The following is a 23,393-nucleotide window of genomic DNA, read 5'->3' as shown; positions in this document are numbered from 1 at the left end:
CTCGGCGCGCTTCGCTCAAGCCATGCGCTTTTGGCCGTATGGTGGTTGCAGATACTGATAGGGATCGGCCGACGGGCGTCCGATCAGGTACCCCTGTACCTGCATGCAGCCCAATCGCTCCAGCGCTTCGTACTGAACGTCGGTTTCGACACCCTCGGCCGTGACCACCGCACCCAGCTGGCTGCCCAGCACAGCCACTGCCGATACGATTGCGCGCGATGATGCGTCTTGCGGCAACCCGCTGACAAAGCTGCGATCGATCTTGATCTTGTCGAACGCATAACGCTTGAGATACGTAAACGAGGCAAACCCCGTACCGAAGTCATCGAGGGCAATGCGCACGCCCAGTGCTTTCAGGCGGTTGAAGCTGATCATCACTTGCGCTTCGTCGGCGATCAGCATGCTTTCGGTGACTTCCAGCTCGAGCCTGTCGGCCTCCAGCCCACTGTCCGCCAGCGCGGCCTGGATACATTCGACCAGCCCGGGCAGACGGAACTGAACTGCCGAAACGTTGACCGCAATCGACATGCCGGCGGGCAGCGTGCGTCCGATCCTGCAGGATTGCTGGATGATCCATTCGCCCAGTTCGCCGATCAGCCCGATATCTTCGGCCAGCGGGATAAACACCGCCGGCGGAACCTGGCCGAGATCGGGATGCGTCCAGCGGGCCAGGCATTCGAAACCCGAAATCCGCCGGTCGGCAATGTCCATCTGCGGTTGCAGGTGTATCGCCAATTGGCCCCGTGCCAGCGCCTGCCGCAGTTCCATTTCCAACGCGCTGCGCTGTTCGAGGCCTTCGCGCATGCCAGGCGAAAACCGGCGCCAGGTGCCTTTGCCATTGGCCTTGGCGTCGTACATCGCCATATCGGCGTGCTTCATAAGCTCGTCGGCATTTTGGCAATCGTGCGGGTAGATGGCGATGCCGATACTGCCGCCGAGATGGACGATCTTGTCGCGGATATGGAACGGCTGCTTCATGCTTTCGCACAGGCGCTGGGCGACGATTTCGCTTAGCGTCGCGAGCGACGGGGCACTGACGAGCACCGCAAATTCATCGCCGCCGATCCGCACCGACAGATCCTCCGGCCTTACGGCCAGGCGCAACCGCGCAGCCATTTCGCGCAGCACCATGTCCCCCGCATCATGACCAAACGTGTCATTGACCATCTTGAACCGGTCCAGGTCTATCGCGATCAGGGCAACTTCAGGGCGCGCCATCGCGCCCGAGACCTCGGTATCCAGCAACGAAATCAGCCGGTTGTTCAGCTGGACGCGATTTGGCAACCCGGTCAGGACATCGAACAGCGCCAGTTCCTCGATCCGCGAAGTGGCGCGGCGCACTTCGGTCACGTCCTCGGCAATGGTCAGCGTCAGCGCATCGTCGTCAGGCATGGGGATCGGGATCTGCATCGCCCGAATGATGCGTTGCTGCATGGCGCCGGGAATCGTGAATGTGAGGTCACACGGCATCGCCGGCGGTTGCCGTGCCAGCGTGGCGTCGGCCCTGAGTATCTGCTGCATCATATCGCCGGGCCGGGATGCTACGGCACTTCGTCTCATCACCTTTTCGTTCAACTTGCCCATCATCTCGGCCCCGGCGCGGTTAATCAGCCGCAATGTGCCATCACGCTGGCCCCGCACGGCGATCAGCGAGGGAATATGTTCGATGACCGCTTCGGCAAGTCGGCGCTGGCGTTCGAGAGCCCGATTGGATTTGCGCAGATCGTCTGCCAGGCTACGCAGCTTGCGCGCGTTAGACGTGCGCTCCTGCGTGGTTGCGCGCAACAATTCGATCATCCCGCTGACGCCCAGATACCGCCCCTGATCGACGATAATAAATCCGCGCCAAAGCTCGTCTGCGAACAGGTCGAGCGCCCGTTCGGCGAATTCGACGGCGTCGTCATCCGCTTCGATCATCAGATTGACGGGCTCCATCGTCAGCGACACCGGACGACGCGCATAAATGGCGTTGCCGTACTGGCTGCCAAAGCGCAGCAGGAAACTGGTCCGTTCCAATTGCCCCACAGGCCGTGCTTGTGCATCGGCCACCGCCAGCAACATGCAACCCGGCTGCGCCTGAAACCAATCAAACGCCACCTGGCCGACGTCGTCAGGCCTCAAGGCCGGTTGCTTGCGCGCCGACGCCCTGAACGTTTTCGGGCCGGTGTCTTGGCTTTTTGGCAACTCGGTCAATCCTCGGAGCGGCGAACCCCTTCATATTTAAGCGAAAATCGTTAACAAGACCGCACCCCCTCACCGATAAAAAACGGGGGGCAACGTGTACGAAACCGGTGGACGCAGACCATCACCTTGGTCGCCATTCGGCGCCAAAATCCGGTATTATAGTGTTGATAATTAACCAAATATCTGCACAAGGGCAGCGAGGCCGGGATAACGGCGCGGATCAGCGTGTCATCGCCAAGGCGTCTCGTGCGCGATTGCGCCCCGATGGGCATTTCGGATTCAGGTGCGCGCTTGTGCCTTGATGATTCCCTGGTCGATTGCGCCGAACGGCGTGCGCCCGTCGCTGGTGCGGCCTTCCATGCGGACATGGTCGCCGTGTGCCATGAATGCGGTTTGCGGCTTGCCTTCGGCGATCATTTCGATGGCGCGGCGTTCCGAGATACAGGCCGATCCGCGCGTGGCATATTCGCGGTTCGAAACCGTGCCCGAACCGATGATCGTGCCGGCAACCAGATCGCGCGTGGCGGCGGCATGGGCAACCAGTTCGGGGAACGAAAACGCCATCTGGTCACCGTTGACCAGGCCGAAGCGGTCTCCGTTCCATTCTATCGCCAGGTCGCAGCACACGCGTCCGTCGCGCCAGTCCGCGCCCAGTTCATCGGGCGTCACGGCAAACGGCGCCATGCTGCATGGCGGTTTGGCCTGGATCCAGCCGAACCCGGTTTTCATTTCGACAGGAGCGAGTGTGCGCAGCGACCAGTCGTTGATCTGCACGATCAGGCGAATATGACCGGCGGCGTCGGCGGCGGTGGTGCCCATCGGTACGGCATCGACGATCACGCCGAATTCGCCTTCGAAATCGATGCCATTGGCCTCGCTCCCAAACGGGATCGGATCGGTCGGGCCGTAAAACCGGTCGGACATGCCTTGGTACATCAGCGGGCGATCGGTGGGGGTCGGCGGCATGCTGAACGCAATCTGCATCAGATCGCCGTGCTGGTGAAAGGCCGATCCGTCGAGCCATTGCCATGATCGCGGCATTGGCGCGGCGATCAGGGCATGGTCCAGCAGATCGCCACCGCCGGCATTCAGCCGCGTGGCCAGCGCCTGCAGCGCCGGCTCGGCCGTGGCCCAGTCGGCAATGGCCGCGATCAGGGTGGTGCCGCCGCTGATCATGCGCTGGCCATCGTTCGAAACGAGCACCAGCACGCCATCCGGGCTGCCGTCGCGCAAGGTTGCCAGCCGCATCTGTTCAGTCCTCGATGATCGCGACGGCGCGGGTCCATCCGGCCGACGCGCCTTTGATCTTGTGCGGAAAGCACGACATCGTGAAACCCGACGACGGCAGACTTTCCAGATTGTGCAGCTTTTCCAGGTGGCAATAACCGATGTCGCGGCCGGCCTTGTGGCCTTCCCAGATCAGCGAGGTATCGCCGGTTTCGGCCACTTTCTTGGCAGTGTGGCTGAACGGCGCATCCCAGCTCCACGCATCGGTTCCGGTCACGCGGATGCCCCGGCTGGTCAGGTACATCGTCGCCTCATAGCCCATGCCGCAGCCGACATTGACGAAATCGGGACGGCCGAGCGCCATGCCCGCCGCGGTGTTGACCACCACGATCTCGAGCGGTTGCAGCGTGTGACCGATACGCGCCAGTTCATCCTCGACGTCTTGGGCGGTCACGACGTAGCCATCGGGGAAATGCCGGAAATCGAGCTTGACGCCTGGCTGGAAACACCATTCCAGCGGCACTTCATCGATCGTGATCGCGCGTTCGCCGCCATTCATCGTGGGGTGAAAATGCCACGGCGCATCCAGATGCGTGCCGTTGTGCGTGGTCAGTGTGATGGTTTCCGCCGCCGCAAACCCTTCGCCGCCCGGGATTGCCTCGGCCGTGAGGCCGGGAAAGAAATGACCGGCCTCGGCCACGGTTTCGTCATGTGTCTGATACGTGATGTGCGGACGCATGAACGGCGGGTCCGACACCACGTCGTTGCACAGCGTGATCGACAGATCGATGAATTGACGTGCCATTGGAGTGTTCCTAACCGATTGTTCCGCCCAGCGTATCTGCAAACCAGTCGGCGATGTAATCGCAGCCATAGCTCATGTTGTCGGCGCCGACATGTTCGACACCGCCTTCGCGGGCGGTAAAGATCTTCAATTCGCGGCGTGGGCTGTTGACCAGCTGCTCGTAGCAGTCATGCGCATATTGCACGCTGATCTGGCGATCGCTGGCGCCGTGGGTGACCAGGAACGGAACGCGCACGCCATCCATATGGCCGTTGAGATTCATGCCATCGGATTTCGCCAGGAAATCATCCATATCGCTGGCGCCGAACGCCCACATCACATGCGCCCAGTAATGCGGCACGGGGTTTTCACCCTCTTTCTTCATGCGCTTGTCCTGCACTTCGCGCCAGTTGTGATTGGCGCCCCAGCAGGCGCCGCTGGCAAAGCGCGGCTCATAGGCGACCGCGCGCGGGGCGAAATGCCCGCCCAGCGAAATGCCGGTCATGCCGATGCGTTTGGGATCGACATCGGGCTGCGTTTCCAGCCAGTCGACTGCGCGCGAAGCCCAGCGTTCGCTTTCGGGAGTAACAGGCAGGTTCTGCAGGCGCAGCGCCTCGCCGCTGCCCGGCTGATCGACACACAGCGTGGAAATGCCGCGTCGCGCCAGGGCGGCGGGCAGGTGCGACCAGTACAGCAGCTCCTTGCAGCTATCGAGGCCATTGCAATAGACCACCACCGGATGCGGGCCGGGGCCGGGCGCGCGGACGTAAAGCGCGGGCATTGTCGCGCCTGCGGGGTAATCGTCGCCCAGCGGTACGTCGACGCGTTCGCGGTTGATCCCGCCCAGCGCCGTCGATCTGGCAAACGTCGCCAGTGCCTTGGCATACGTATCCTGGCGACCTGGATGGCCATGGCCCTGCATGCGCTCGGCGGTGAACAGATAGAGCGAGGCGCGCTCCAGCTTGTCCGACGCACTCAACTTGCGGCCGCGCGCTTCGTCCTCGCCGGCCAGTTCGATCAGCTTGTCGCCCATCGCCGCCCACTGCCGCATGAAGGCGGGCGTGCCCGCATCCGCGCCATTGGCAGCGGCATCCCTGATCGGCTGGCACATGTCGACGATTTCGCCGACCTGCCCGCCCGACTGCATCGCAATTGCGACCGACAGGTTCCAGATATAGTTGGGAAAAAGTTCAAGCAGTGCCATCGTTCAGGCCTCGACCGTGGTGAACAGGCCCGGATTGGGGTGCGGATGGGGCAGCGTCTGCGGGCCGCCGGTGCCGATGCCCCACTGGTCCATCGTCTGCGGCGTGGGGATGTGCACGGTCGCTTCGTGCGTGGCAAAATCCACGTCTTCCAGCTCGCTGGTGTATTCGGCGACGAACCCGCCGGGCGTCACGAAATAGCTGAACGTGTTGTTGCCCGCGGTGTGGCGACCGGGGCCCCAGCCGATGTCGATGCCGCTGTGTTTGAGCCGGTGAATACCGCGCATCATGTCATCGACGCTGGGCATGTCGTACGCGACATGGTTGAGGCAGGGCGGCCCCGGCAGGATCGCAAAGCGGTGATGCGCCGAATTGCAGCGCAGGAACACCATGAAATCCCCCAGCCAGTCGGACGTCTTGAAGCCGAGCACATCGCAGAACCACGCGGCCAGTGCCTTGTGATCGGGCGAATGCAGCACGATGTGGCTGATCCGTTCGGGCAGGCCTTCCCAGCGCGTGAGGGCACGGCTGGTGCCGCGTGCCACATTGGCGCTGACTTCAAACGGCAGGCCGTCGGGCGAGAAAAAGCGGAAGCCATAGCCGCCGCCGGGCGTGGTCAGCGCGCGCGGCGCATGCACGATCCGGCCGCCCGCTGCGACGACTTTTTCAGCCAGCGCATCGACATCGGCGTCGGTTTCGGTCGCCAGTGCGATCACGTCGACGCGGTTGGCATCGGCCTTGCGCAGGCTGACGACCTGGTGCTCGTCATGGCCCTGCGTCTTGAACCAGGCGCGTCCGTCATCGCTGATCACGGGCTCCAGGCCCCAGACATTGGCGTAGAATTCGGATTCGGCGTCGAAATCGACCACGCCGTAACCCACGTATCGGATATCGGTCACTCGGCTCATGGGGACTGTCCTTTTGTATCAGATGGGCTGCGACACGACCGCGAACATTTCAGCGGTGGCCAGGGCGTTATCGATCGGCGGGCCCTTGCCGATCTGGCCGTGGCAAATTTCCAGGCTCTTTTCGACGATGTAGCGGCACCGCTCGAACCGGCGCGCGCGGAACGCGGTGAACGCCGCTTCGGGATTATCGGCGCGGGCGATTTCCTCGGCCAGCACGACGCTGTCCTCGATCGCCATACCCGCACCCTGGCCCAGGTGCGGCGTGGTGGCGTGAACGGCATCGCCCAGCAGCACGACGCGGCCCTTGTGCCAGGGTCCGCGCACCAGCATGCCTTCGAGCGGACGATAGACGACGCCCTCGTCATCGGTGATCTGTTCGGCCAGCGCTTGGATCGCGGGTGCCGTGCCGGCGAGCTTTGCCCGCATGAGTGCGGCGAGCCCCTCGGTCGGATAGCGCGGATTGTCCGGCTCGGGCGTGGTCGCATACATGTACATCAGGCTGTCGCTGATCGGTACGAGGCCGACCCCGGTGCGGCCGTTGTAGACTTGCAACGCATCGAGATCGGCCGGTCGCGCAAAGTTGTAGCGCCAGACCGCTTGCCCGGTGTATTCCGGCTTTTCCGCCTCGGGCAGGATCATCGCCCGCGTGGCCGAATAGACGCCGTCGGCGGCGATCACCAGATCGTAGGTGCCTGTGGTGCCATCCGAAAATGCAACCTTGACGGCATCGCCGGTGTCATCGATCGCTTCGGCCGTCACGCCCAGGCGCACATCGGCGCCCGCGGCAATCGTGGTGTCGCCCAGCAATTTGTGCAGCGCGGGGCGGCCGATGCCAAGATTTGTGGGCAGGCCGGGGGCCACCGGATGACCCGGGACCCGCGCAACTTTCTGGCCGCTGGGGATGAAGATCTCGACCGCGTCGAAGCCGACGCCGGCCGCGAGATAGCCATCGAGAATACCGAGTGTCTGCGCCGCGCGCAGCACGTTCGATTGCTGGATGATGCCCACGCCATAGACCGACCAGGTCGGATCGCGCTCGATTACGGTAACCGCGTGGCCATCGCGGCGCAGCGCGATCGCGCTGGTCAGGCCGCCGATGCCGCCGCCGATGATCAAAATCTGCTGATGGTTCATGACCGTGGGGCCCGGCTGAACACCGGAATCGGGCAAATCATGGCATTCTCCCAAACGTCTCGTTCAAAAGGTCTGTGGGCGGAATCGAAGGATATGTAAAAATCATTATCGTTATGCTTTTTCATCAACTAAAATCATGCCGTGGCGAGCGCCGACTGCCGCAACTGGTCGCGCAGCCACGCCAGTCCCGCATCATCGCGCCGCGATTCATGAAATTGCACCATTTCGCGCAGGCGCGGAAACGGAAACGGCATCGGGACGAACGTCAGGTCGAACTGCGGCATCATCACCCGCACCAGCCGCTTGTGCAGCACGGCCAGCCGGTCGGTGCCCTGCAGGAACCACGGCACACTCGCAAACGATCCCACTTCGATCTCGATCCGGCGCTGGCGACCCATGCGCGTCAGCTGCGTATCGGCAAAGGTCGTGGCACGGCGTGCGCCCAGCGCCACGCCGACATGCCCGGCGGCAAAGAACTGGTCTTCGGTCAATCCGCCGGTGATCACCGGATTGCCGTTCCACCCGACCACGACCTGTTCTTCCTCGTACAGGAAATCCGACGGGTGCCATGGCGCAAGCAATTGTTCGGGCGCAATTAACAGATCGATCCGGCCATTTTCCAGATCCTCGGCATTGGTCTCCGACGGCAACTGCACCTCGAGCTGGATCGCCGGCGCATGCTGGCGCAGCCGCGCGGCCAGCTCGACCAGAACCGCGACCATCACGTAATCCGACGCATTGATGCGAAACCGGCGCGAGCTCGTGGCCGCATCGAACCCGGCCGGTGTCGCGATCGCCTGCTGCACCTGGCCCAGCGCACGCTGGATCTGCGGATACAATGCCTCGGCAAAGGGCGTGGGGTGCATGCGCTTGCCCACCTGGACCAGCATCGGATCGCCGAAATAGGTGCGCAGCCGGCGCAACGCGGCGCTGGCGGCCGGCTGGGTCAGGCTCAGCCGCTCGCCCGTGCGCGTCACGCTGCGTGTTTCCATCAGGCTATCGAACACGACCAGCAGATTGAGATCGAGTTCCTTGAAACGCATGATCAGAAATCCGGTTTATGTAACTGGGTTATGACCATAGATTGAAAGCGGGTACACGCAAGTGCTAGACGGCGTTGGCACGGGCAATCGCGCCGTAGATCGCCGCGCTCGGCTTGGCCGTGCGGACGAAGCTGCGGCGATCGAGGCTGTGCAACCCGAATTTGGGGGCATAGCCAAAACCCCATTCATAATTGTCGATCAGCGACCAATGGCAATACCCCAGCACCGGCACGCCCTGCGCGATCACCTCGTGCAACGCGGCGAGCGCGGCGGGGATGAATTTTTGCCGGGGCGCATCGTCGTCGCTGCGCAGGCCATGCTCGGTGACCAGGATCGGCACGCGCGCGACGTCGTGGGCATAGCGCACCGCGCCGGCCAGCGATGGCGCATAGATTTCCTCGCCGCCATCGTTGCGCGGCGCGCCCGGCGGCACGGGCAGCCTGCCCTGTGGCCCCCAGAGTTGACGCGTATAGTTCTGTACGCCGACGAAATCATCGCCGCGCGCCGCGCGCAGCCACGGCGCATACAGCTTTTCGCGTGCGGCATCGCGCAACGCCGGCGATCCCGTCGCCTGGTCATCGACGATCGCCAGGCTGACCCCGACCGGCAGGTCGCCGCGCACGGCCTTGATCGCGGCGCGGGCCAGCGCATGCGCGCGCAGCATATGGGCCTGGCCCACGGCGGGATCGGGCACCCAGATCGAATTGCCGGCAAGGAACTGCGGGCTGTTGTGCGCGCGCGCGATCGTCGCGCTCATCGCCTTGTCCTGTTCGACCAGGCGCGCCCCGAGCTCGGGCGGCAGGACATCGACCAGCATTCCGGCAAGATTGGGCTCGTTGAGCGTCGTTGCAAAACCGATGCCATCCGCCAGGTGGCGTGCCGCACGGTCGCAGAAGCGGGCAAGCAATTCGGGACTGTCGGGATGTGCCCAGCCGCCCTTCAAAGCGAACCACATGGGCGTGCTGAAATGGTTGAACGTCACGACCGGGGTAATTCCGCGCGCACGGCACCCGGCGATCATCGCCTTGTAGTGGTCGAGCATGGCGATCGAGAATTGCCCGGGCTCGGGCTCGATGCGCGCCCATTCCAGGCTGAACCGATACGTGTTGAGCCCCAGCCCGCGCACGAGGTCGAGATCGGTCGGCCACAGCGCAAAGCTGTTGGCGGCATCGCCCGACGGTTCGGCATAAGGCGTGTTTGCGGCGTGTTCGGCGGCCCATATGTCGCTGCCGACATTGTTGCCTTCGACCTGGTACGCCGCCGTCGATGCCCCCCACAGGAACCCCCGGGGAAACGCGCTGGCACCGGTTGCGGCACGGGCAAGCGGTGCCCGCGTTGCCAATCCCGCAAGCGCGGCGCTGGTCACGAATTGGCGACGATTGAGCAAGGAGTGGCCTTTCGCTTATTGGAATCGCATTCGAATAATCGAAGCCGAAGCGCAAACTGTCAAGCCATCGGACAAGCCCGGCGAGCCGTCACCGATCGCGCAGGTATGCCAGGCACATGCGGCCAAGCTCGCGCTTGATCAGATCCCAGTCATAAACCTTGGCGGACCCGCTGATCGTGCCCAGGCTCAACTGGCGGGCAAGCGTCGCAAAAATGATGTGATAGGCCGAACTCGCGCGCAATTCATGATCGTCGCCCGCAAACTCGCCCGAAAATTGCAGCAGCGCCGCGTTCGTCTGTTCCACGGCGGTGTCGGCAGCCTGTTTGCCCAGAACGGCCACCAGCGGATCGTTGCCCGCACGCGCCATCGCCAGGCGCAGCAGCGGGGCGTTTATCCGCAACACTTCGGCGTAGTCTTCGACAAAGCGGGGGACGAAATCGGCCAGCGACAGGCATTGGCGGCGCAGCCGGGCGATCATGGCGGTTTCACTGTCGGAAAGCGTCTGCAGCGCATGTGCCAGGACCGCGCGGACCAGGTTGTCCTTGCTTTCAAACCGCAGATAGATCGAACCGATCGATGCCTGTCCGCGCTGGCTGATTTCCTGCAAGGTAAAATCCTCGCTTCCGCGCTCGATCATCAGGTCGCGTGCGGCAGACAGCATGCGTTCCAGCGACGCCTTGCTGCGCCCCTGCAGCGGCGTGCGGCCAGCCATGTCGATCGGCAAGGCAGCTGCGGGTTCGCCAGCGAATTTCGACACCAATGCAACACCTCGCCAGCAACAGGACAGGTCCGTGCACGCTCACGACCTCATAACGCCATAGCGGCAATGCAACCATGCGCCAATGTCGCGACCGCGCCCGCACCACTCACCGATCGTGCTTGACGGGCGAGCCCTAAACAAATTAGAATGAAATTACAAATTATACGATGGAGAGAGACATGCGGACCATCAAGGGGCCAGGCATTTTCCTTGCCCAGTTCGCCGGCGACAACGCGCCGTTCAATTCGCTGCCCGCGATTGCCGGTTATATGGCAGGGCTGGGCTACAAGGGGCTGCAGATTCCCAGCTGGGACGCGCGACTGTTCGATCTTGCCCTTGCCGCGCAAAGCCAGACGTATTGCGACGAAATCATCGGCATGCTCGCCGAAAAGGGCCTGGCGATCACCGAACTGAGCACGCATCTGCAGGGGCAACTGGTTGCAGTGCACCCCGCCTATGATGCGCAATTCGACGGTTTCACGATTCCGCAGATGCGCGGCAATCCCGATGCGCGCCAGGCGTGGGCGGTCGACCAGCTCAAGCTGGCGGCAGTCGCCTCGCGCCGGCTGGGCCTGACCACCCATGCATCATTTTCCGGCGCGCTGGCCTGGCCTTACATGTATCCGTGGCCGCAGCGTCCGGCAGGGCTGGTCGAACAGGCGTTCGACGAACTGGCGCGGCGCTGGCGCCCGATCCTTGACGTGTTCGACGAAAACGGCGTCGATATCGGCTACGAGATCCATCCCGGCGAGGATCTGCACGACGGCGTGACGTTCGAGATGTTCCTTGATCGGGTCGGCAACCATCCGCGCGCCAACATTCTCTACGATCCCAGCCATTTCGTGCTGCAATGTCTCGATTACCTGCAGTTCATCGACATCTACCACGACCGCATCAAATGCTTCCATGTAAAGGACGCCGAATTCCGGCCGAGCGGTCGCAGCGGTGTCTATGGCGGGTATCAGAACTGGGTCGATCGCCCTGGGCGGTTCCGCTCGCTCGGTGATGGCCAGGTCGATTTCCCACAGATTTTCAGCAAGATGGCGCAATACGACTTCGCTGGCTGGGCCGTGCTCGAATGGGAATGCGCGCTCAAGCATCCCGAACAGGGCGCAGCCGAAGGCGCACCGTTCATCGACCGGCACATTATCCGCGTGACCGAGCATGCGTTCGACGATTTTGCCGCCGGCGGTGCCGACGCGGCGCTGAACCGCGCGCTGATGGGGCTGCGCTGAATGGCATCGATCGCGCCGCGCGAAAGCCACGCTTCGTTCGACCCGCGCCATCTCAGCCCGCGTCACAAGATGCTGGCGCTGCTGACTGTGATTATCGCGCTCGTGCTGGAAATCGTCGACATGACGATCGTCAACACCGCCTTGCCCGCGATCAAGGCCAGTCTCGGCACCGATGCGCATGCTTCGCAATGGATCATCGCAGGGTATTCGCTGGCTTTTGCAGTGCTGCTGCTTGCAGGCGGGCGACTGGGGGACAGCTATGGCTATCGCCGTATGTTCGTGCTGGGCATTGCCGGGTTCACCCTGTCGTCGCTGGCATGCGGATTGTCGGCCACCGCCGGCCAGCTGGTCGCGGCGCGGATGATGCAGGGGGCAACCGGCGCGATCATGGCGCCGCAGGCGATGGCGCTGGTCCAGGTCATTTTCGAGCCGCTCGAGCGCGTGTCGCGCATGGCGCTGTTCGGCCTCATTGGCGGACTGGCCGCAATTTCCGGCCCGATCCTTGGCGGATTGTTGCTCGCGGCCAATCCCTATGGCCTGGGCTGGCGGTCGATCTTCCTGATCAATCTGCCGATCGGCGCGCTGGCGATCATCGCGGGGCTCATGTTTCTGCCGCGCACACGCTCGGACCGGCCGGCGGGTTATGATCTGGTCGGCATGGTGCTGTTCGGGCTGGCGCTGGCCGCGCTGTTCTGGCCATTGATCGGGGCGGGCGACAGCGCCAGCCCGGTGATCACCGCGGGCTGTCTGGTCTGCGTGATCCCGCTGGTATGGGCCGGTTGGCGGCACGTCACGGCGCGGGTGCGCGCGCAGCGGCCGGCGTTGTTCGATCCGGTGCTGTTCTCGATCCCGGCATTTCGCACGGGTTTGGCGATTTCAATCGTATTCGCGGCATCGAGTGCGGGGTTTCTGCTGGTGTTCGCCTTCGCGATGCAGGCAGAGCGCGGTGCGACCCCGCTGTTTACCGGGATCATGCATATGCCTTACGGGCTGGGTGCAATGTTCGGCATCGGCTTTGTCGGTCGCAATCTGCTGCCACGCCTGGGGCGGCGCGTGCTGGTGATCGGGGCAGGCATGATGTTGCCCGCGGTGTGCCTGGTGCTGGCCGGAGTGACCGCGCTGCACTGGCCCTGGCCGGTGATTGCGGTGTTCCTGGTGCTGTGCGGCACGGGGATGGGCATGACCAGCGGATGTATCGGGCCGGTGTCGGTTTCGCGCGTCGATCGACAGCATGCGGGCGCGGCCAGCGCCCTGCTGAAGACCGCGCAGCAACTCGGCGCGGCCTTCGGCATCGCGGTGGTCGGCGGGGTCTATTTCTGGTGGGGCGGCGTGCACCATCTGCCGGCGCTGGCGGCAGCGGTGGTGATCGCCACCTTGCTGACAATGTGCGTCACGCTGTCGTTGCGCCTGCCGCAACGTATTTTCGACACACCTTAGCGCGGGATGACGCGTCTGGAACGCGTTGCGTCAAATCTGCAATCACAGTGGGTCAATCTTATGTCATCCCGCTCTCGCGTCGGCGCAGTGTGCGCCGAACCGTGTGGGTCGGTTTGGCGCCCCATTGGTATTTGTAGTCTTCTTCGCCGCGCAGGAAATGAAATTCGCGGGCGCCGTCGGCTACCGCGCGCTCGATCAGTGTTGCAAACGCCATCGAGCCAAAGCTCTGACCCGGCACGGTGTTTGCAACGCCGTTGATGTACGAATAGCCGCGCGAAGCATCCGCAAAGCCAAGCAGCACCGCAACACACCGCCCATCGAAGGTCACGGTCACAAGCCGCAACAGCCCGGCCGCTGCCAGGGCCGGTGCCGCGGCGCGATGGAATGACTGGATGCGTGGATCGGCAAGCACGCCGGCCTGCCCGACCGCAGCCCAGCGCATTTCGTGGAGGGAAAACAGGGCGTCGAGCGCCGCGTCGATATCGTCTGGCGCCACGATCGCCTCGATTGCGCCACCTGCATTGGCGGCGCGATGCCTGTCGTGCACAACCTTGCGCCGCTGCGACTTGGTCAGCGCCGGCAACAGCGGCCCCGTCTCGGGCAGCGTCAACACCGGGCAGGTTTCGCACGGTGCACAGTCCGAAATCCAGTCGTCGGGCACCGGCCCCAGCAGGGGGGACCCCTCGCGCAGATCAGGCAGCAGCACTTCGTCGCACCCTTGCGCGGCGGTCAGCAGCGCTGTCATCAGCCGCTCGGCCGCGTTGCCGGCCGCAGGGTCGACCAGCGCATCGCAATAGTCGCTTTCGCCCGCGCCGACCGGCACCAGCCGGCGCGTCGCACCATCCTGCCACACCCGCATCGGCAGCGCTGCGACCAGCCGGTCGTCGTCACGCACCAGCACGTCGCGTCGCTCTCCGCTGCCCAGCGCCTCCCACCAGGCATCGAGCCAGGCAGGCGACTGAAACGGGGTCGCGCGCGGATCGGCGTGCCACAACGCCCACCATTCGGAAAGTGTCACGCGCGCCGCCGCAAGTGAAAGCCGACGCCGTCCCACAGCTCGAACGGACGTTCGCCCACGCGCACCACATCGAAGCCGTGCGCTTGCGCCAGCGCGCGCGCGTCTCGTTCGTCGAGCGCGGGATCGCCGCGATAGGACCAATTGAAGATGAGGAAATCTCCGCCCGGGGCAAGCACGCGCGCGATCTCTGCCACCAGAGTATCGGTCGCATCAGCGCCGGCCCGCACCACGAACGGCCAGCAATCGATCGCGAGCACAAGGTCGCCGGCACCATCTCCGATCATCGGCAGCCGCAGACCGTCCCCCTGGACAAAGGTTGCACACGCCCCGCCCGATCGCGCCTGCGCCGCAGCAACCATGCCGGCCGACACGTCGATGCCCGTCACCGCTGCCGCTTCGTCGGCGAGCGCCAGCGACACGCGTCCGATGCCGCAGCCCAGATCGACGACGCGCCGCCCTGCCGGCGGCGCCCAGGCGCGGATGACCGACACCAGCTCTGCCGTCGCACGCGCCAGCACAGCCGGATCGCCCAGCGAATAAAATGCGACACCAGCTTCCGGTGCCTGCGCCGCAAACCGATCGAACAGCGCCGCGGTACCTGCCATCGCGTCATCACCCGGATCGAGCCCGGCGCGCGCAAAGGCGCTCAGCGGTTCGAGCTGATCGCGATATGTATCGGCCAGCACCGCGAGCCTGGCAAGCGGACCCGGCGTCGCCAACCGTGCAAGCTCGGCGGGATCGGGTGCTGTCCCAAGCAGCAGGAGGCGCGAAAGCGCGATTTCCGGAGAGATCTCGCCGGCGGCGCATGCGGCCATGATGGCGGGGTCGATCATGCGGCGAGCTGACGGTAAAGTTGCATATAATCCTCGATCATGCGTGTCTGTGAGAAACGCGCGAGTGCCGCGGCCCGGCATGCCGCCGGGTCAATCGTATCGACGCGGCGAAGGGCGTCCGCCATGCCGGCAACGTCGTCGACCAGCCAGCCGGTCACGCCGTCCTCGACAATGTCGGGCAAGGCACCCGCACGATAGGCGATGACAGGCGTGCCCGAGGCAAGCGCTTCCATCGCGACCAGAGACGATGTCTCCGCTGCGGTCGACGCAATGAGCACACAGCGCGCCGCACGCAGCAGCGCGGCTTTCGCCTCGCCCGCGACGGGCCCCACATAACGCCGTTCGGCGTCGAGCCTTGGCGCCACCTCGCTGGCGAAATAATGTTCGTGCTCGGCATAAGGGAAAATCACGCCCGCGACATCCAGCGGCATTGCCGCGGCATGGGCGGCATCCAGCGCCGAATGGAAACCCTTTTCCACCGTGATCCGGCCCAGAACCAGCGCGCGGTCGCTCTTGGGGCCGGGCCTGAACCTCTCGGTATCGATGCCGTTGGCCACTGGCGCGATCAGCGCGACGTCGGCATCGGCCAGCGCCGCCTGGCTTGCAGAAACCGGTTGCAGAAAGGTTTGCGGCCGCTCGGGGCGCAGCCACCGGGCGTCATACCAGTCAAGCGGCAGATGCAGTGTCACCAGCACCGGCGGGCCCGCAGGTGGCAGATAATGCCCGAAATCGAGCCCGTGCAAATGCACGACGTCGGGCCGGTGGCGCTCGATCACCATTGTAATCTGCTCGCGCATGATCGCGTGGCTGGTGGCCCACATCGGCTCTTCGATCCGCCCGTGCGGCGCTGGCGTGGTGTGCAGTTCACCCGTGACGACCGACCCCTCCTGCGCGATGACGATCGAACGGTGGCCGGCAGCGGTCAGCGCGCGATCGAGAGCCGCCAGGATCTGCTCGGACCCGCCGGGCGGATCGGCCGTGACCGGCGCAAAGGCATAGCCCACCGACAAGACCGTTACCACGCCGCGATATCCCGCCACCGGCTGGTCGTCATCGTCCAGCCGAAATCGTCGTACAGCGCCTCGTCCGGCGGCGGCGGTGCGGCAAAGTCATACGTGGGCGCTGCGCGCCAGTGCTCGTGAGCAGGCCGCCAGTCGCCAAACACATGCGCCTGACTGGCGTGCGCGCGCAACGCCGCGTCGATGCGTGCAGACTCATCGGGCGACAACGCCCGGGTCTTTTCCGCCGAACCAGGCCAGAACGCTCCGAACACGCGGTTGCCATCGCGCTTGTGATAACAGGCGAACTCCACCACCGCTGCGCCCACGCGATCGGCCGCCCGCCGTACCGCGAGCGCGGCGGCGTCGTGATCGGGGTGGCCCCCCTCGTAAGGATGGGTAACCACTGCCGCCACCCCGGCCAGGTCCGTCGTCAGCCGCTCGATCAGCGCATCAGTTGCGAAAACCGCCTCCTGATCGCGTATTCCATAAGCCTTGCGTGCCCCGCGATAGCCGAGCGCTGCCAGTGCAAGGTCCAGTTCCGCTGCACGCGCGGCGGCATAGCTATCGCGTGTGGGAAAGCCGCGCTGGCGCGCGTCGGCATTGTCCGCCGGTGCGCCGTCGGTCAGGTGGATCAAAACCCCGTCATCCAGCCGCCCAAGCAGTGCGCCTGCCCAAAGCGTCTCGTCATCGGGATGCGCCACCACCACCGCAACGCGCTCGCCGATGGGGCCGCCGGCCGCGAAACACGTCGCCCATGCGTCGCTCGAGCGAGCGTTCACCGCCAATTGCTCCAGGCAAGACAGGCGAGCGGGCAAGCAACGGGCATCACGGTCGGTAATTGCTCCAATGTCTGACGTTCCAGGCACGACGCCGGATCGTTTCGCCAAACCGCCAGAAGAACGTGGTACGTTCGTGTGGCCCGGCTTCAACAATTGTCCAGCTTTCGCCTTGCGGCAAGCTGACAATGCGATGGATATGCGTCGCCTTGATCCGGTGGCGCGAATTCGGCAGGCGCTCGACATAGGCGCTTTGCCACTTGCCGTTCGGGAGGATCGTGAACAGTTCCTCGACATACCCCCCCGAAAGAATGGTCGTCTCGAAAGACCAGGGATGATCGTGCGGATGGGCATCGGGCTCGGGCTGTACGAAACGATGCAAGGCGCGGCCATCGTCGAGATGGCACTTGAGGAAAGCGCGCGACATCCGCTCGGCACGAACGATTTTCGTACCGACAGGAGCAAGGTCGAATGCGACGGATGGAATGCGAACAGGCACGGTCTGTCCATGCCAGATTGGTTGGAGACGGACCAGTCCCATGCGCGGCAGGTGCCGAAATATTCAAGGCTTTCGCCGCCGTCGCATGGTCGACAAGACGCATCGGCTTTGGTCGTTGGAGCGTTTGCAGGTGCGGGCAATCCGTTGTCAATAACGGTACGAAGTTATTGTCCTGGCATAAGGAACCGGCCGCAGATCCATGGATTTTAGGTACACCCGGATGAGCGCGACCACGCGGATTGGAAGAGTGTGCACGATACTGGATCAATTTTCAAACATTCCGCGATTGACGAGCCCGGCCCGCCACCGTTGATCTGTTTCTCGCATCTCCGCTGGGATTTCGTGACGCAGCGGCCGCAGCATCTGATGAAGCGTTTCGCGCAGGACCAGCTCGTGTTCGTGTGGGAAGAGCACATCGCGTGCGACCATCCGCTGCCCTTTCTCGAGCACCATCCTTTTGCCGCCGATAACGTGATCGCGCTGCGCCCGCGACTGCCGCATTGGTGGACCGCTGCCCAGGTCGAGGCGGGGTTGCGGCAGCTGCTCGACAGTCTGATAGCGACGAGCATTCGGGCAAAGCCCGTGCTCTGGTTCTACACACCGATGATGCTGCCATTTGCCGAGCATCTCGATGCCGCCGCTGTCGTCTATGACTGCATGGATGAACTGTCCGCATTCCGTTTCGCCGACCCTGCGTTGCTTGCCTGCGAATCACGATTGCTCGCGCGTGCGGACCTGGTCTTCACCGGCGGCCTCAGTCTGCACGAGGCAAAGCGCGGTCGCCACCGCGACGTGCATGTCTTTCCCTCGGCCGTCGACGTCGCGCACTTTGCAAAAAGCCGCAGCGGCAATATCGAACCTGACGATCAGCGCCGCATCCCTGGCCCGAAGCTGGGCTTTTTCGGTGTCATCGACGAACGCATCGACCTTGGGTTGATCGATGCCGTCGCTGCCCGGCGGCCGGACTGGTCTTTCGTGATGATCGGCCCGGTCGTCAAGATCGACCCCGCCAGCCTGCCGCGTCGCCCTAACCTCCACTGGCTCGGTGGACGCAGCTACCAAGAGCTGCCGGCCTACCTTTCCGGGTGGGACGTCGCGCTGATGCCGTTTGCCATCAATGCCGCGACGCGGTTCATCAGCCCGACCAAGACGCCCGAATATCTTGCCGGCGGCTTGCCCGTGGTCTCGACGCCGATCGTGGACGTGATCCATGATTACGGCCAGACGAAAGCCGTCGCGATTGCCGCGGACGCGCGCGCTTTTGTCGCCGCTTGCGATGCTGCCCTGGCCTTGCCTCGAGGCGGCGCCTGGCTCGATGAAACCGACCGCCTTCTGGCCACGCAATCGTGGGACCGGACGCAAGCGGACATGGCAAACGAGATCAACCGCGTCCTTCGTGGCAAGCAAACCTACAGCCGGATGGTCGCCAAGGCCGTCGCATTGGAAGCCCCGGTGATGGCTGCCGAATGACGCCAATCCGGCTTGTGACGCACAGTCGCGCCGCGCCCGGCGGCGGTTGACGACCATGCTTGCTGCCGATGCCCCGCCGGTCCGCGTGCTGTTTGTCTTCGCCTGGCTCGGCGTGGGTTGCGAGGAAAGAGAAGTGCGACTGCTCGCGCAGGCGCTCGACCCGGCGCGCTACCGGCTCGAAGCCGTGGTGTGCTTTCACAAGCAGGGCACGCCCGACACGATGCATGCGCGGCTGCAGGCGGCCGGAGTGCCGGTCGATCGCACGCCTCACACGCTCGGCTTCGACGAAACTGTCGCATACCTGGCAAGCAAAATGCCCGCGTACGACGTGATCGTGTCGTACCAGAACGTTGCGGACGTCTATCCGGCGCTGGAACTTATGCACCTTCGCCCGCCGCTGATCGATCGTGGTTTCCTCGTATCCGAAGCGATCGCCAGCCCGAAGCATTTCACCGCGCGCTATGTCGGCGCCACCGCCGCGATCCGCGATGCAGCCGCCGCGCGGATGCCGGGCCGCGACCATGATGCGATCATGATCCCCGCGATCGTCGAAACACCGCCCGAGTCCGGGATGGCTGCCGTAGCCTCTCGCTGGGACGCGGTGTTTGCAAAAGTCCTCACCGATCGCCCGGCCCACGCGTGCCCGACCGGCCTGTTCAAGAGCTTTCTGCAAGGCGGGTTCGAATCCTCTACCCATCGCCGCGCGCACGACCGCAAACGCCTCGACGTCATTGCGGCCAGTCATCATGACACATTCGCCGCGCATGATTATGCCGAACTTGCCGCGCTGGGCATTCTTACCGTCCGCGACGGCCTGCGCTGGCACTTGATCGAGGCCGAACCGGGCCAATACGACTGGTCCAGTCTCGACCGCCAGCGCGAAGCGGCCGACGCGATCGGCACCGAAGTCATCTGGGACCTGCTCCATTACGGCTGGCCCGACGATATCGACATCTGGACCCCTGCCTTCGTCACCCGGTTCGCCGCGTTTGCCGCTGCCGCCGCACGGCACATCGGCCCGGCCAGGCCTGGCGAGCGCCGGTTCTATGCGCCGATCAACGAAATCTCGTTTTTTTCCTGGGGCGGCGGCGACGTCGCCTATCTCAACCCGTTCGCACGCGACCGCGGCTACGAACTCAAGGTGCAGCTTGCCCGGGCAGCGATTGCCGCGATGGAGGCGATCCTCGCGGTCGATCCTGCAGCGCGGTTCGTGCACGCCGACCCGGTCATCAATGTCGTCACCGACCCGTCCCGCCCGCAGGACGCACCCGGCGCCGAGGGCCATCGCCTGGCGCAATACCAGGCCTGGGACATGATCGGCGGCAAGGCGTGGCCGCAGATCGGCGGCCGTCCGGAATTGCTCGATATCGTCGGCGTCAATTTCTACCACAACAACCAGTGGATTCACGGCGGCGCGCCGCTCGCCTTTGATCATCCGCTCAGCCGGCCGCTCCATGCCATCCTCGCCGACGTTTATGCGCGCTACGGCCGCCCGATCTTTATCGCCGAAACCGGCATCGAGGGTAGTGCCCGGCCCGCGTGGCTTCGAATGATCCTGCGCGAAGTGCAACGCGCACAGGCGCTTGGCGTGCCGATCGAAGGCATATGCCTGTATCCGATCCTCGACCATCCCGGCTGGGATGACGACCGGTACTGTCCCAATGGCCTGCTCGCCTGCTCAAAAAAAGCCGGCGAACGAGTCGCATATCCCGCGCTTGCAGAGGTTATTCGCGCCTTTCGCCCCCGAACCACCTGAATTTTGGCGCGGGTCAGTTGCGCTGATGTTTGCCAAACGGAGCGACCTGCGTGTCGGGAATCCGGCGGTTTGCGATATCGCAATGCGCCGTGCCCTGATTGGGCGGAGTGGGGTCTTGCGGGGTTGTCCAGGTCAGGATGCCGGTCTTGCGGTCGATCTGAACCGGGCGGGGCGTATCGTCCTGGCTGGTCCAGGTGATCGTGGCCGGCGTAATCGTCGCGGGCCAGGTCTTGATCTGGCCGATCATGCCCGCGCGCAACAGCGCATCGTCGATATTGCCGCCGCCGTTGAGGCCGTGCATGGCCGGCCGGTTCTGCAACGACAACACGGTGTGCACCGTCATCGTCGCCGTATCGGCCCAGATCACTTCCATGTCGCTATACCCGCCAACGGGCTGGTATTTGCAGATCAGGTTAATCGTTTCGCCTTGTACCGGTTGCGCTGCGGCCGTCAGGCCAGCCGCCGCAACGGCAAGCACGATCATCGTTGTGTTCATCACCGCACCTTGCCTTTCTGTTTCTGATCGATGTGTCGCGACATCACACGAACCGCGCGTCGCTTTGCGTAAAACTGGCCAGCGCGACGTTTTTGAGCGTGACCGAGTTGTCCGGGTCGAGCGTGATCAGCACATCGCTGCCCTGCTGCGTGGTCGCGCCCAGCAGATGCGCCCAGTCGGCGAATTGCGCCGTGGCGAACTGCACCACATCGTGCGCGGAACCGGTTGCGGCAAAATTGTTCACCGTTTCATGGCCGAACCCTGCACCGAACGCGAATGTATCGGCACCCGCACCGCCATCCAGCGTGTCGCCCGCACCCCCAGTCAGCGTGTCGCCCGCCGCATTGGCGATCAGCACGCGATGGCCTGCGCTGCCGTCAAGTGTGACTGGCTGCGTTCCGGCGTATTCGATGTCGGTTCCGTTCAGCCCGTCGGAGGCAAGCACGATCCCGCTGCCGGGCAGATTGCCCGAAGCGCCCGCCGCCAGGAAAGCGCCGTCGAGTGTGAGGCCAAGCGCGCGCGTGCCATCGTTCAGGGTCAGCTGCGCAGCAGTGCCGGTAGCGTTTTCGGCGAAGGTGCCGGTGACTTTGGCAAAGGTCAGGTCGGTTGCGTCGATCATGTTGCCGATCTGCGCGAAGTTGGCGATCGTGTCGCCGTTGATCACCGCGGCGGTGTCGGTGAAGGTGTCATAGCCCGCATCGGCGCCGACCATCGTCAGCCTGCCGCGCGCGCCGCCGGTCAGCGTTTGATTCGCGCCGCCTGCGGTGACCGTGTCGGACCCGAAACCCTGGTCGACGATCGTCAGCCCCGCCTGGGCATTGGCGGTAAAGACATAGGCCGTGGTAGTGGGGGCCAGCACCACCGTCGAAATGCCGTTGTCGCCCGCATTCATGGTTGCCGTGCCGCCGCCGTGCAGTGTCAGCGTGGTTACCCCGCTGCCGCCGTGGATCAACGCGCCGGCCACCGCCGCCTTGGCATTGATTAGCGCCGTGCCGCTGCCGCCGTTGACAGTCTCGGTCCTGCTGCCCAGGTTTACTGTGTCCGTGCCGCCGCCAAGATTGAATACCGCGCTGTCGGCCACACCGTTCAGCGTGATCGCAGCATTGCTGCCGGTGGTGGTGGACGCCGTGACGTTGATCGTCGAGGTCATGCCGCGGCGCAAGTCCACCGTCTGGCCTGCACCTTCGAAGGCGTCGATCACCTGGAAATTCGTCAGCGTCGAGGGCAGGGCCAGCCGGAATGTGCCGGCGCTCTGCAGGATCAGCGTATTGGTCCCTTGCGCGCCGTTGAGCGATGTCGTGGCCTTCAGGTTGATCGTGCCCAGCGCAACCGTGTCATTGCCGCTGCTGCCCGATACGCCGGTGATCAGGGTGTTCAACGTCAGGTTCGTGGCCGCATCGAGCAGCACGTGGACCCGGTCGGTCGCCACGCCCAACACCGCCGTGCCGCCAGTCGTAATCTCCAGGATGTCGGCGCCGGTGCCGCCGTGCACGGTAGCGCCGGCATTGGCGGCGTTCACCAGCGCGGTCACGCTGGCCGCCTTGCAGATCAGCTCGTCTGTCGACGACGACAGCGTGACAATATCGTCGGTCGTGGAATTATCAGTGATGATCAGGCCGTTCTGGCCGGTCGGGGTCAGCGTGTAGGCGGTGTTCGACGCAGCCAGCTTGATCAGTGACAGCCCGGTGTCGGCCGGATTGAGCTCGATCGTGCCGCCGCCCGACAGCCCCAGCGTCGTGGTGCCGCCGTGGCCGGAGATCAACGCGCCGGCGGTCGCGGCGGCCATATTGACCAGCGCGGGGCCGCCGCCGCCATTGACCGTTTCGGACGCGCTGCCCAGCGTGATGACATCGGCGCCGGCGCCCAGGTCGAACACGTCGGCATCGTTGGCGCCGTACAGATAGATCAGGCCGCCCGCGACGCTGGCCACATTCACCGTCACGTTCAAGCCCGATCGCAACGTCACGCTTTGCCACGACGTCCCCGCCATCTCGGTCGCATCGACAAAGGCGATGTCGGTCAGTGTGGCCGGCTGGGTCAGGTCGAATGTTCCGGCCCCGCCCAGCGCGAGGATATTGGCGCCGCTGCTGCCGCCATCGATCTGGTCGCCGCTCGACAGCGTGTCGCTTGCCGCTTGGATCATGTTGATGCCGCTATCGCCGGCGATCGTGTCGATCCCGGTGGTCAGGACATAGGTCTCGTTGGCAGGCATCAGGGCATATCCTTTAGAAAAGCAGATGCCG

General features: G+C 64.3%; 20 protein-coding genes. 4 read left to right on the top strand and 16 right to left on the bottom strand.

What is annotated here, in order from left to right:
• Nucleotides 1-15: 15 nt before the first annotated feature.
• From ACOOE2_RS15830 to ACOOE2_RS15790, 9 genes are all read right to left on the bottom strand, one after another.
• On the bottom strand, nucleotides 16-2,121 hold the full coding sequence (locus ACOOE2_RS15830; RefSeq protein ID WP_420383956.1) for a putative bifunctional diguanylate cyclase/phosphodiesterase: 2,106 nt from the start codon (nucleotides 2,119-2,121) through the stop codon (nucleotides 16-18).
• Nucleotides 2,122-2,463: 342 nt separating this feature from the next.
• A complete protein-coding gene (locus ACOOE2_RS15825) occupies nucleotides 2,464-3,432 on the bottom strand; it encodes a fumarylacetoacetate hydrolase family protein (RefSeq protein WP_420383955.1) in 969 nt (322 codons plus the stop codon).
• Nucleotides 3,433-3,436: 4 nt separating this feature from the next.
• Complete coding sequence (locus ACOOE2_RS15820; protein ID WP_420383954.1) at nucleotides 3,437-4,216, bottom strand: cyclase family protein; 780 nt, start codon at nucleotides 4,214-4,216, stop codon at nucleotides 3,437-3,439.
• A gap of 10 nt (nucleotides 4,217-4,226) precedes the next feature.
• Complete coding sequence (locus ACOOE2_RS15815; protein WP_420383953.1) at nucleotides 4,227-5,399, bottom strand: alpha/beta hydrolase family protein; 1,173 nt, start codon at nucleotides 5,397-5,399, stop codon at nucleotides 4,227-4,229.
• A gap of 3 nt (nucleotides 5,400-5,402) precedes the next feature.
• Nucleotides 5,403-6,305, bottom strand: coding sequence for a VOC family protein (locus ACOOE2_RS15810; protein WP_420383952.1), 903 nt, complete (start codon nucleotides 6,303-6,305; stop codon nucleotides 5,403-5,405).
• Between the two features lie 18 nt (nucleotides 6,306-6,323).
• Nucleotides 6,324-7,439: an FAD-dependent oxidoreductase gene (locus tag ACOOE2_RS15805; RefSeq protein WP_420383951.1), complete on the bottom strand. Its 1,116-nt coding sequence runs from the start codon at nucleotides 7,437-7,439 to the stop codon at nucleotides 6,324-6,326.
• A 134-nt stretch (nucleotides 7,440-7,573) separates the two neighbouring features.
• Nucleotides 7,574-8,482: a LysR family transcriptional regulator gene (locus ACOOE2_RS15800; RefSeq protein ID WP_420383950.1), complete on the bottom strand. Its 909-nt coding sequence runs from the start codon at nucleotides 8,480-8,482 to the stop codon at nucleotides 7,574-7,576.
• A gap of 64 nt (nucleotides 8,483-8,546) precedes the next feature.
• The gene (locus tag ACOOE2_RS15795) at nucleotides 8,547-9,869 is read right to left on the bottom strand and encodes a family 1 glycosylhydrolase (protein ID WP_420383949.1); all 1,323 of its coding nucleotides are present in this window, start codon (nucleotides 9,867-9,869) and stop codon (nucleotides 8,547-8,549) included.
• Between the two features lie 88 nt (nucleotides 9,870-9,957).
• Nucleotides 9,958-10,626, bottom strand: a complete 669-nt coding sequence (locus ACOOE2_RS15790; RefSeq protein WP_420383948.1) for a TetR/AcrR family transcriptional regulator — start codon at nucleotides 10,624-10,626, stop codon at nucleotides 9,958-9,960.
• 182 nt (nucleotides 10,627-10,808) lie between these two features.
• On the opposite strand from ACOOE2_RS15790, the gene ACOOE2_RS15785 reads away from it, so the two are divergent.
• Together ACOOE2_RS15785 and ACOOE2_RS15780 are read left to right on the top strand one after the other, a co-directional pair.
• Nucleotides 10,809-11,864, top strand: a complete 1,056-nt coding sequence (locus ACOOE2_RS15785; RefSeq protein WP_420383947.1) for a sugar phosphate isomerase/epimerase family protein — start codon at nucleotides 10,809-10,811, stop codon at nucleotides 11,862-11,864.
• Nucleotides 11,865-13,301 (top strand): MFS transporter, encoded by a 1,437-nt coding sequence (locus ACOOE2_RS15780; RefSeq protein WP_420383946.1) that lies wholly within the window; start codon nucleotides 11,865-11,867, stop codon nucleotides 13,299-13,301.
• A gap of 58 nt (nucleotides 13,302-13,359) precedes the next feature.
• On the opposite strand, the gene ACOOE2_RS15775 is transcribed toward ACOOE2_RS15780, so the two are convergent.
• From ACOOE2_RS15775 to ACOOE2_RS15755, 5 genes are read right to left on the bottom strand one after another with little or no spacing between them, the layout of a single operon-like run.
• On the bottom strand, nucleotides 13,360-14,319 hold the full coding sequence (locus ACOOE2_RS15775) for a GNAT family N-acetyltransferase (RefSeq protein ID WP_420383945.1): 960 nt from the start codon (nucleotides 14,317-14,319) through the stop codon (nucleotides 13,360-13,362).
• Nucleotides 14,316-15,152, bottom strand: a complete 837-nt coding sequence (locus tag ACOOE2_RS15770) for a class I SAM-dependent methyltransferase (RefSeq protein WP_420383944.1) — start codon at nucleotides 15,150-15,152, stop codon at nucleotides 14,316-14,318. Before ACOOE2_RS15770 ends, ACOOE2_RS15775 begins: the two co-directional genes overlap by 4 nt.
• On the bottom strand, nucleotides 15,149-16,192 hold the full coding sequence (locus tag ACOOE2_RS15765; protein WP_420383943.1) for a glycosyltransferase: 1,044 nt from the start codon (nucleotides 16,190-16,192) through the stop codon (nucleotides 15,149-15,151). Before ACOOE2_RS15765 ends, ACOOE2_RS15770 begins: the two co-directional genes overlap by 4 nt.
• Entirely contained in the window at nucleotides 16,168-16,932 is a 765-nt protein-coding gene (locus ACOOE2_RS15760) for a PIG-L deacetylase family protein (RefSeq protein WP_420383942.1), read from the bottom strand. Before ACOOE2_RS15760 ends, ACOOE2_RS15765 begins: the two co-directional genes overlap by 25 nt.
• Before the next feature lie 46 nt (nucleotides 16,933-16,978).
• Nucleotides 16,979-17,428, bottom strand: a complete 450-nt coding sequence (locus ACOOE2_RS15755; RefSeq protein ID WP_420383941.1) for a hypothetical protein — start codon at nucleotides 17,426-17,428, stop codon at nucleotides 16,979-16,981.
• 249 nt (nucleotides 17,429-17,677) lie between these two features.
• Between ACOOE2_RS15755 and ACOOE2_RS15750 the strand changes: the two genes are divergently transcribed.
• Nucleotides 17,678-18,898: a glycosyltransferase family 1 protein gene (locus tag ACOOE2_RS15750; RefSeq protein WP_420383940.1), complete on the top strand. Its 1,221-nt coding sequence runs from the start codon at nucleotides 17,678-17,680 to the stop codon at nucleotides 18,896-18,898.
• A 55-nt stretch (nucleotides 18,899-18,953) separates the two neighbouring features.
• Nucleotides 18,954-20,654 (top strand): glycosyl transferase family 1, encoded by a 1,701-nt coding sequence (locus ACOOE2_RS15745; RefSeq protein WP_420383939.1) that lies wholly within the window; start codon nucleotides 18,954-18,956, stop codon nucleotides 20,652-20,654.
• A gap of 13 nt (nucleotides 20,655-20,667) precedes the next feature.
• Here the strand turns inward: ACOOE2_RS15745 and ACOOE2_RS15740 are convergent, their stop codons facing one another.
• Both ACOOE2_RS15740 and ACOOE2_RS15735 read right to left on the bottom strand, forming a co-directional pair.
• The gene (locus ACOOE2_RS15740; protein WP_420383938.1) at nucleotides 20,668-21,153 is read right to left on the bottom strand and encodes a hypothetical protein; all 486 of its coding nucleotides are present in this window, start codon (nucleotides 21,151-21,153) and stop codon (nucleotides 20,668-20,670) included.
• Between the two features lie 40 nt (nucleotides 21,154-21,193).
• Complete coding sequence (locus tag ACOOE2_RS15735) at nucleotides 21,194-23,362, bottom strand: beta strand repeat-containing protein (protein WP_420383937.1); 2,169 nt, start codon at nucleotides 23,360-23,362, stop codon at nucleotides 21,194-21,196.
• Nucleotides 23,363-23,393: the final 31 nt, after the last annotated feature.

The organism is Novosphingobium sp. (genome assembly GCF_965214355.1).
Lineage (GTDB): Bacteria > Pseudomonadota > Alphaproteobacteria > Sphingomonadales > Sphingomonadaceae > Novosphingobium.
This window is presented reverse-complemented; position numbering and strand designations above follow the sequence as displayed.

Coding starts and splice junctions, on each gene's coding strand:
- ACOOE2_RS15825 (WP_420383955.1), bottom strand. CDS start 3,432: ATGCGGCTGGCAACCTTGCGCGACGGCAGCCCGGATGGCGTGCTGGTG.
- ACOOE2_RS15820 (WP_420383954.1), bottom strand. CDS start 4,216: ATGGCACGTCAATTCATCGATCTGTCGATCACGCTGTGCAACGACGTG.
- ACOOE2_RS15815 (WP_420383953.1), bottom strand. CDS start 5,399: ATGGCACTGCTTGAACTTTTTCCCAACTATATCTGGAACCTGTCGGTC.
- ACOOE2_RS15810 (WP_420383952.1), bottom strand. CDS start 6,305: ATGAGCCGAGTGACCGATATCCGATACGTGGGTTACGGCGTGGTCGAT.
- ACOOE2_RS15805 (WP_420383951.1), bottom strand. CDS start 7,439: ATGAACCATCAGCAGATTTTGATCATCGGCGGCGGCATCGGCGGCCTG.
- ACOOE2_RS15800 (WP_420383950.1), bottom strand. CDS start 8,482: ATGCGTTTCAAGGAACTCGATCTCAATCTGCTGGTCGTGTTCGATAGC.
- ACOOE2_RS15785 (WP_420383947.1), top strand. CDS start 10,809: ATGCGGACCATCAAGGGGCCAGGCATTTTCCTTGCCCAGTTCGCCGGC.
- ACOOE2_RS15780 (WP_420383946.1), top strand. CDS start 11,865: ATGGCATCGATCGCGCCGCGCGAAAGCCACGCTTCGTTCGACCCGCGC.
- ACOOE2_RS15770 (WP_420383944.1), bottom strand. CDS start 15,152: ATGATCGACCCCGCCATCATGGCCGCATGCGCCGCCGGCGAGATCTCT.
- ACOOE2_RS15745 (WP_420383939.1), top strand. CDS start 18,954: ATGCTTGCTGCCGATGCCCCGCCGGTCCGCGTGCTGTTTGTCTTCGCC.
- ACOOE2_RS15735 (WP_420383937.1), bottom strand. CDS start 23,362: ATGCCTGCCAACGAGACCTATGTCCTGACCACCGGGATCGACACGATC.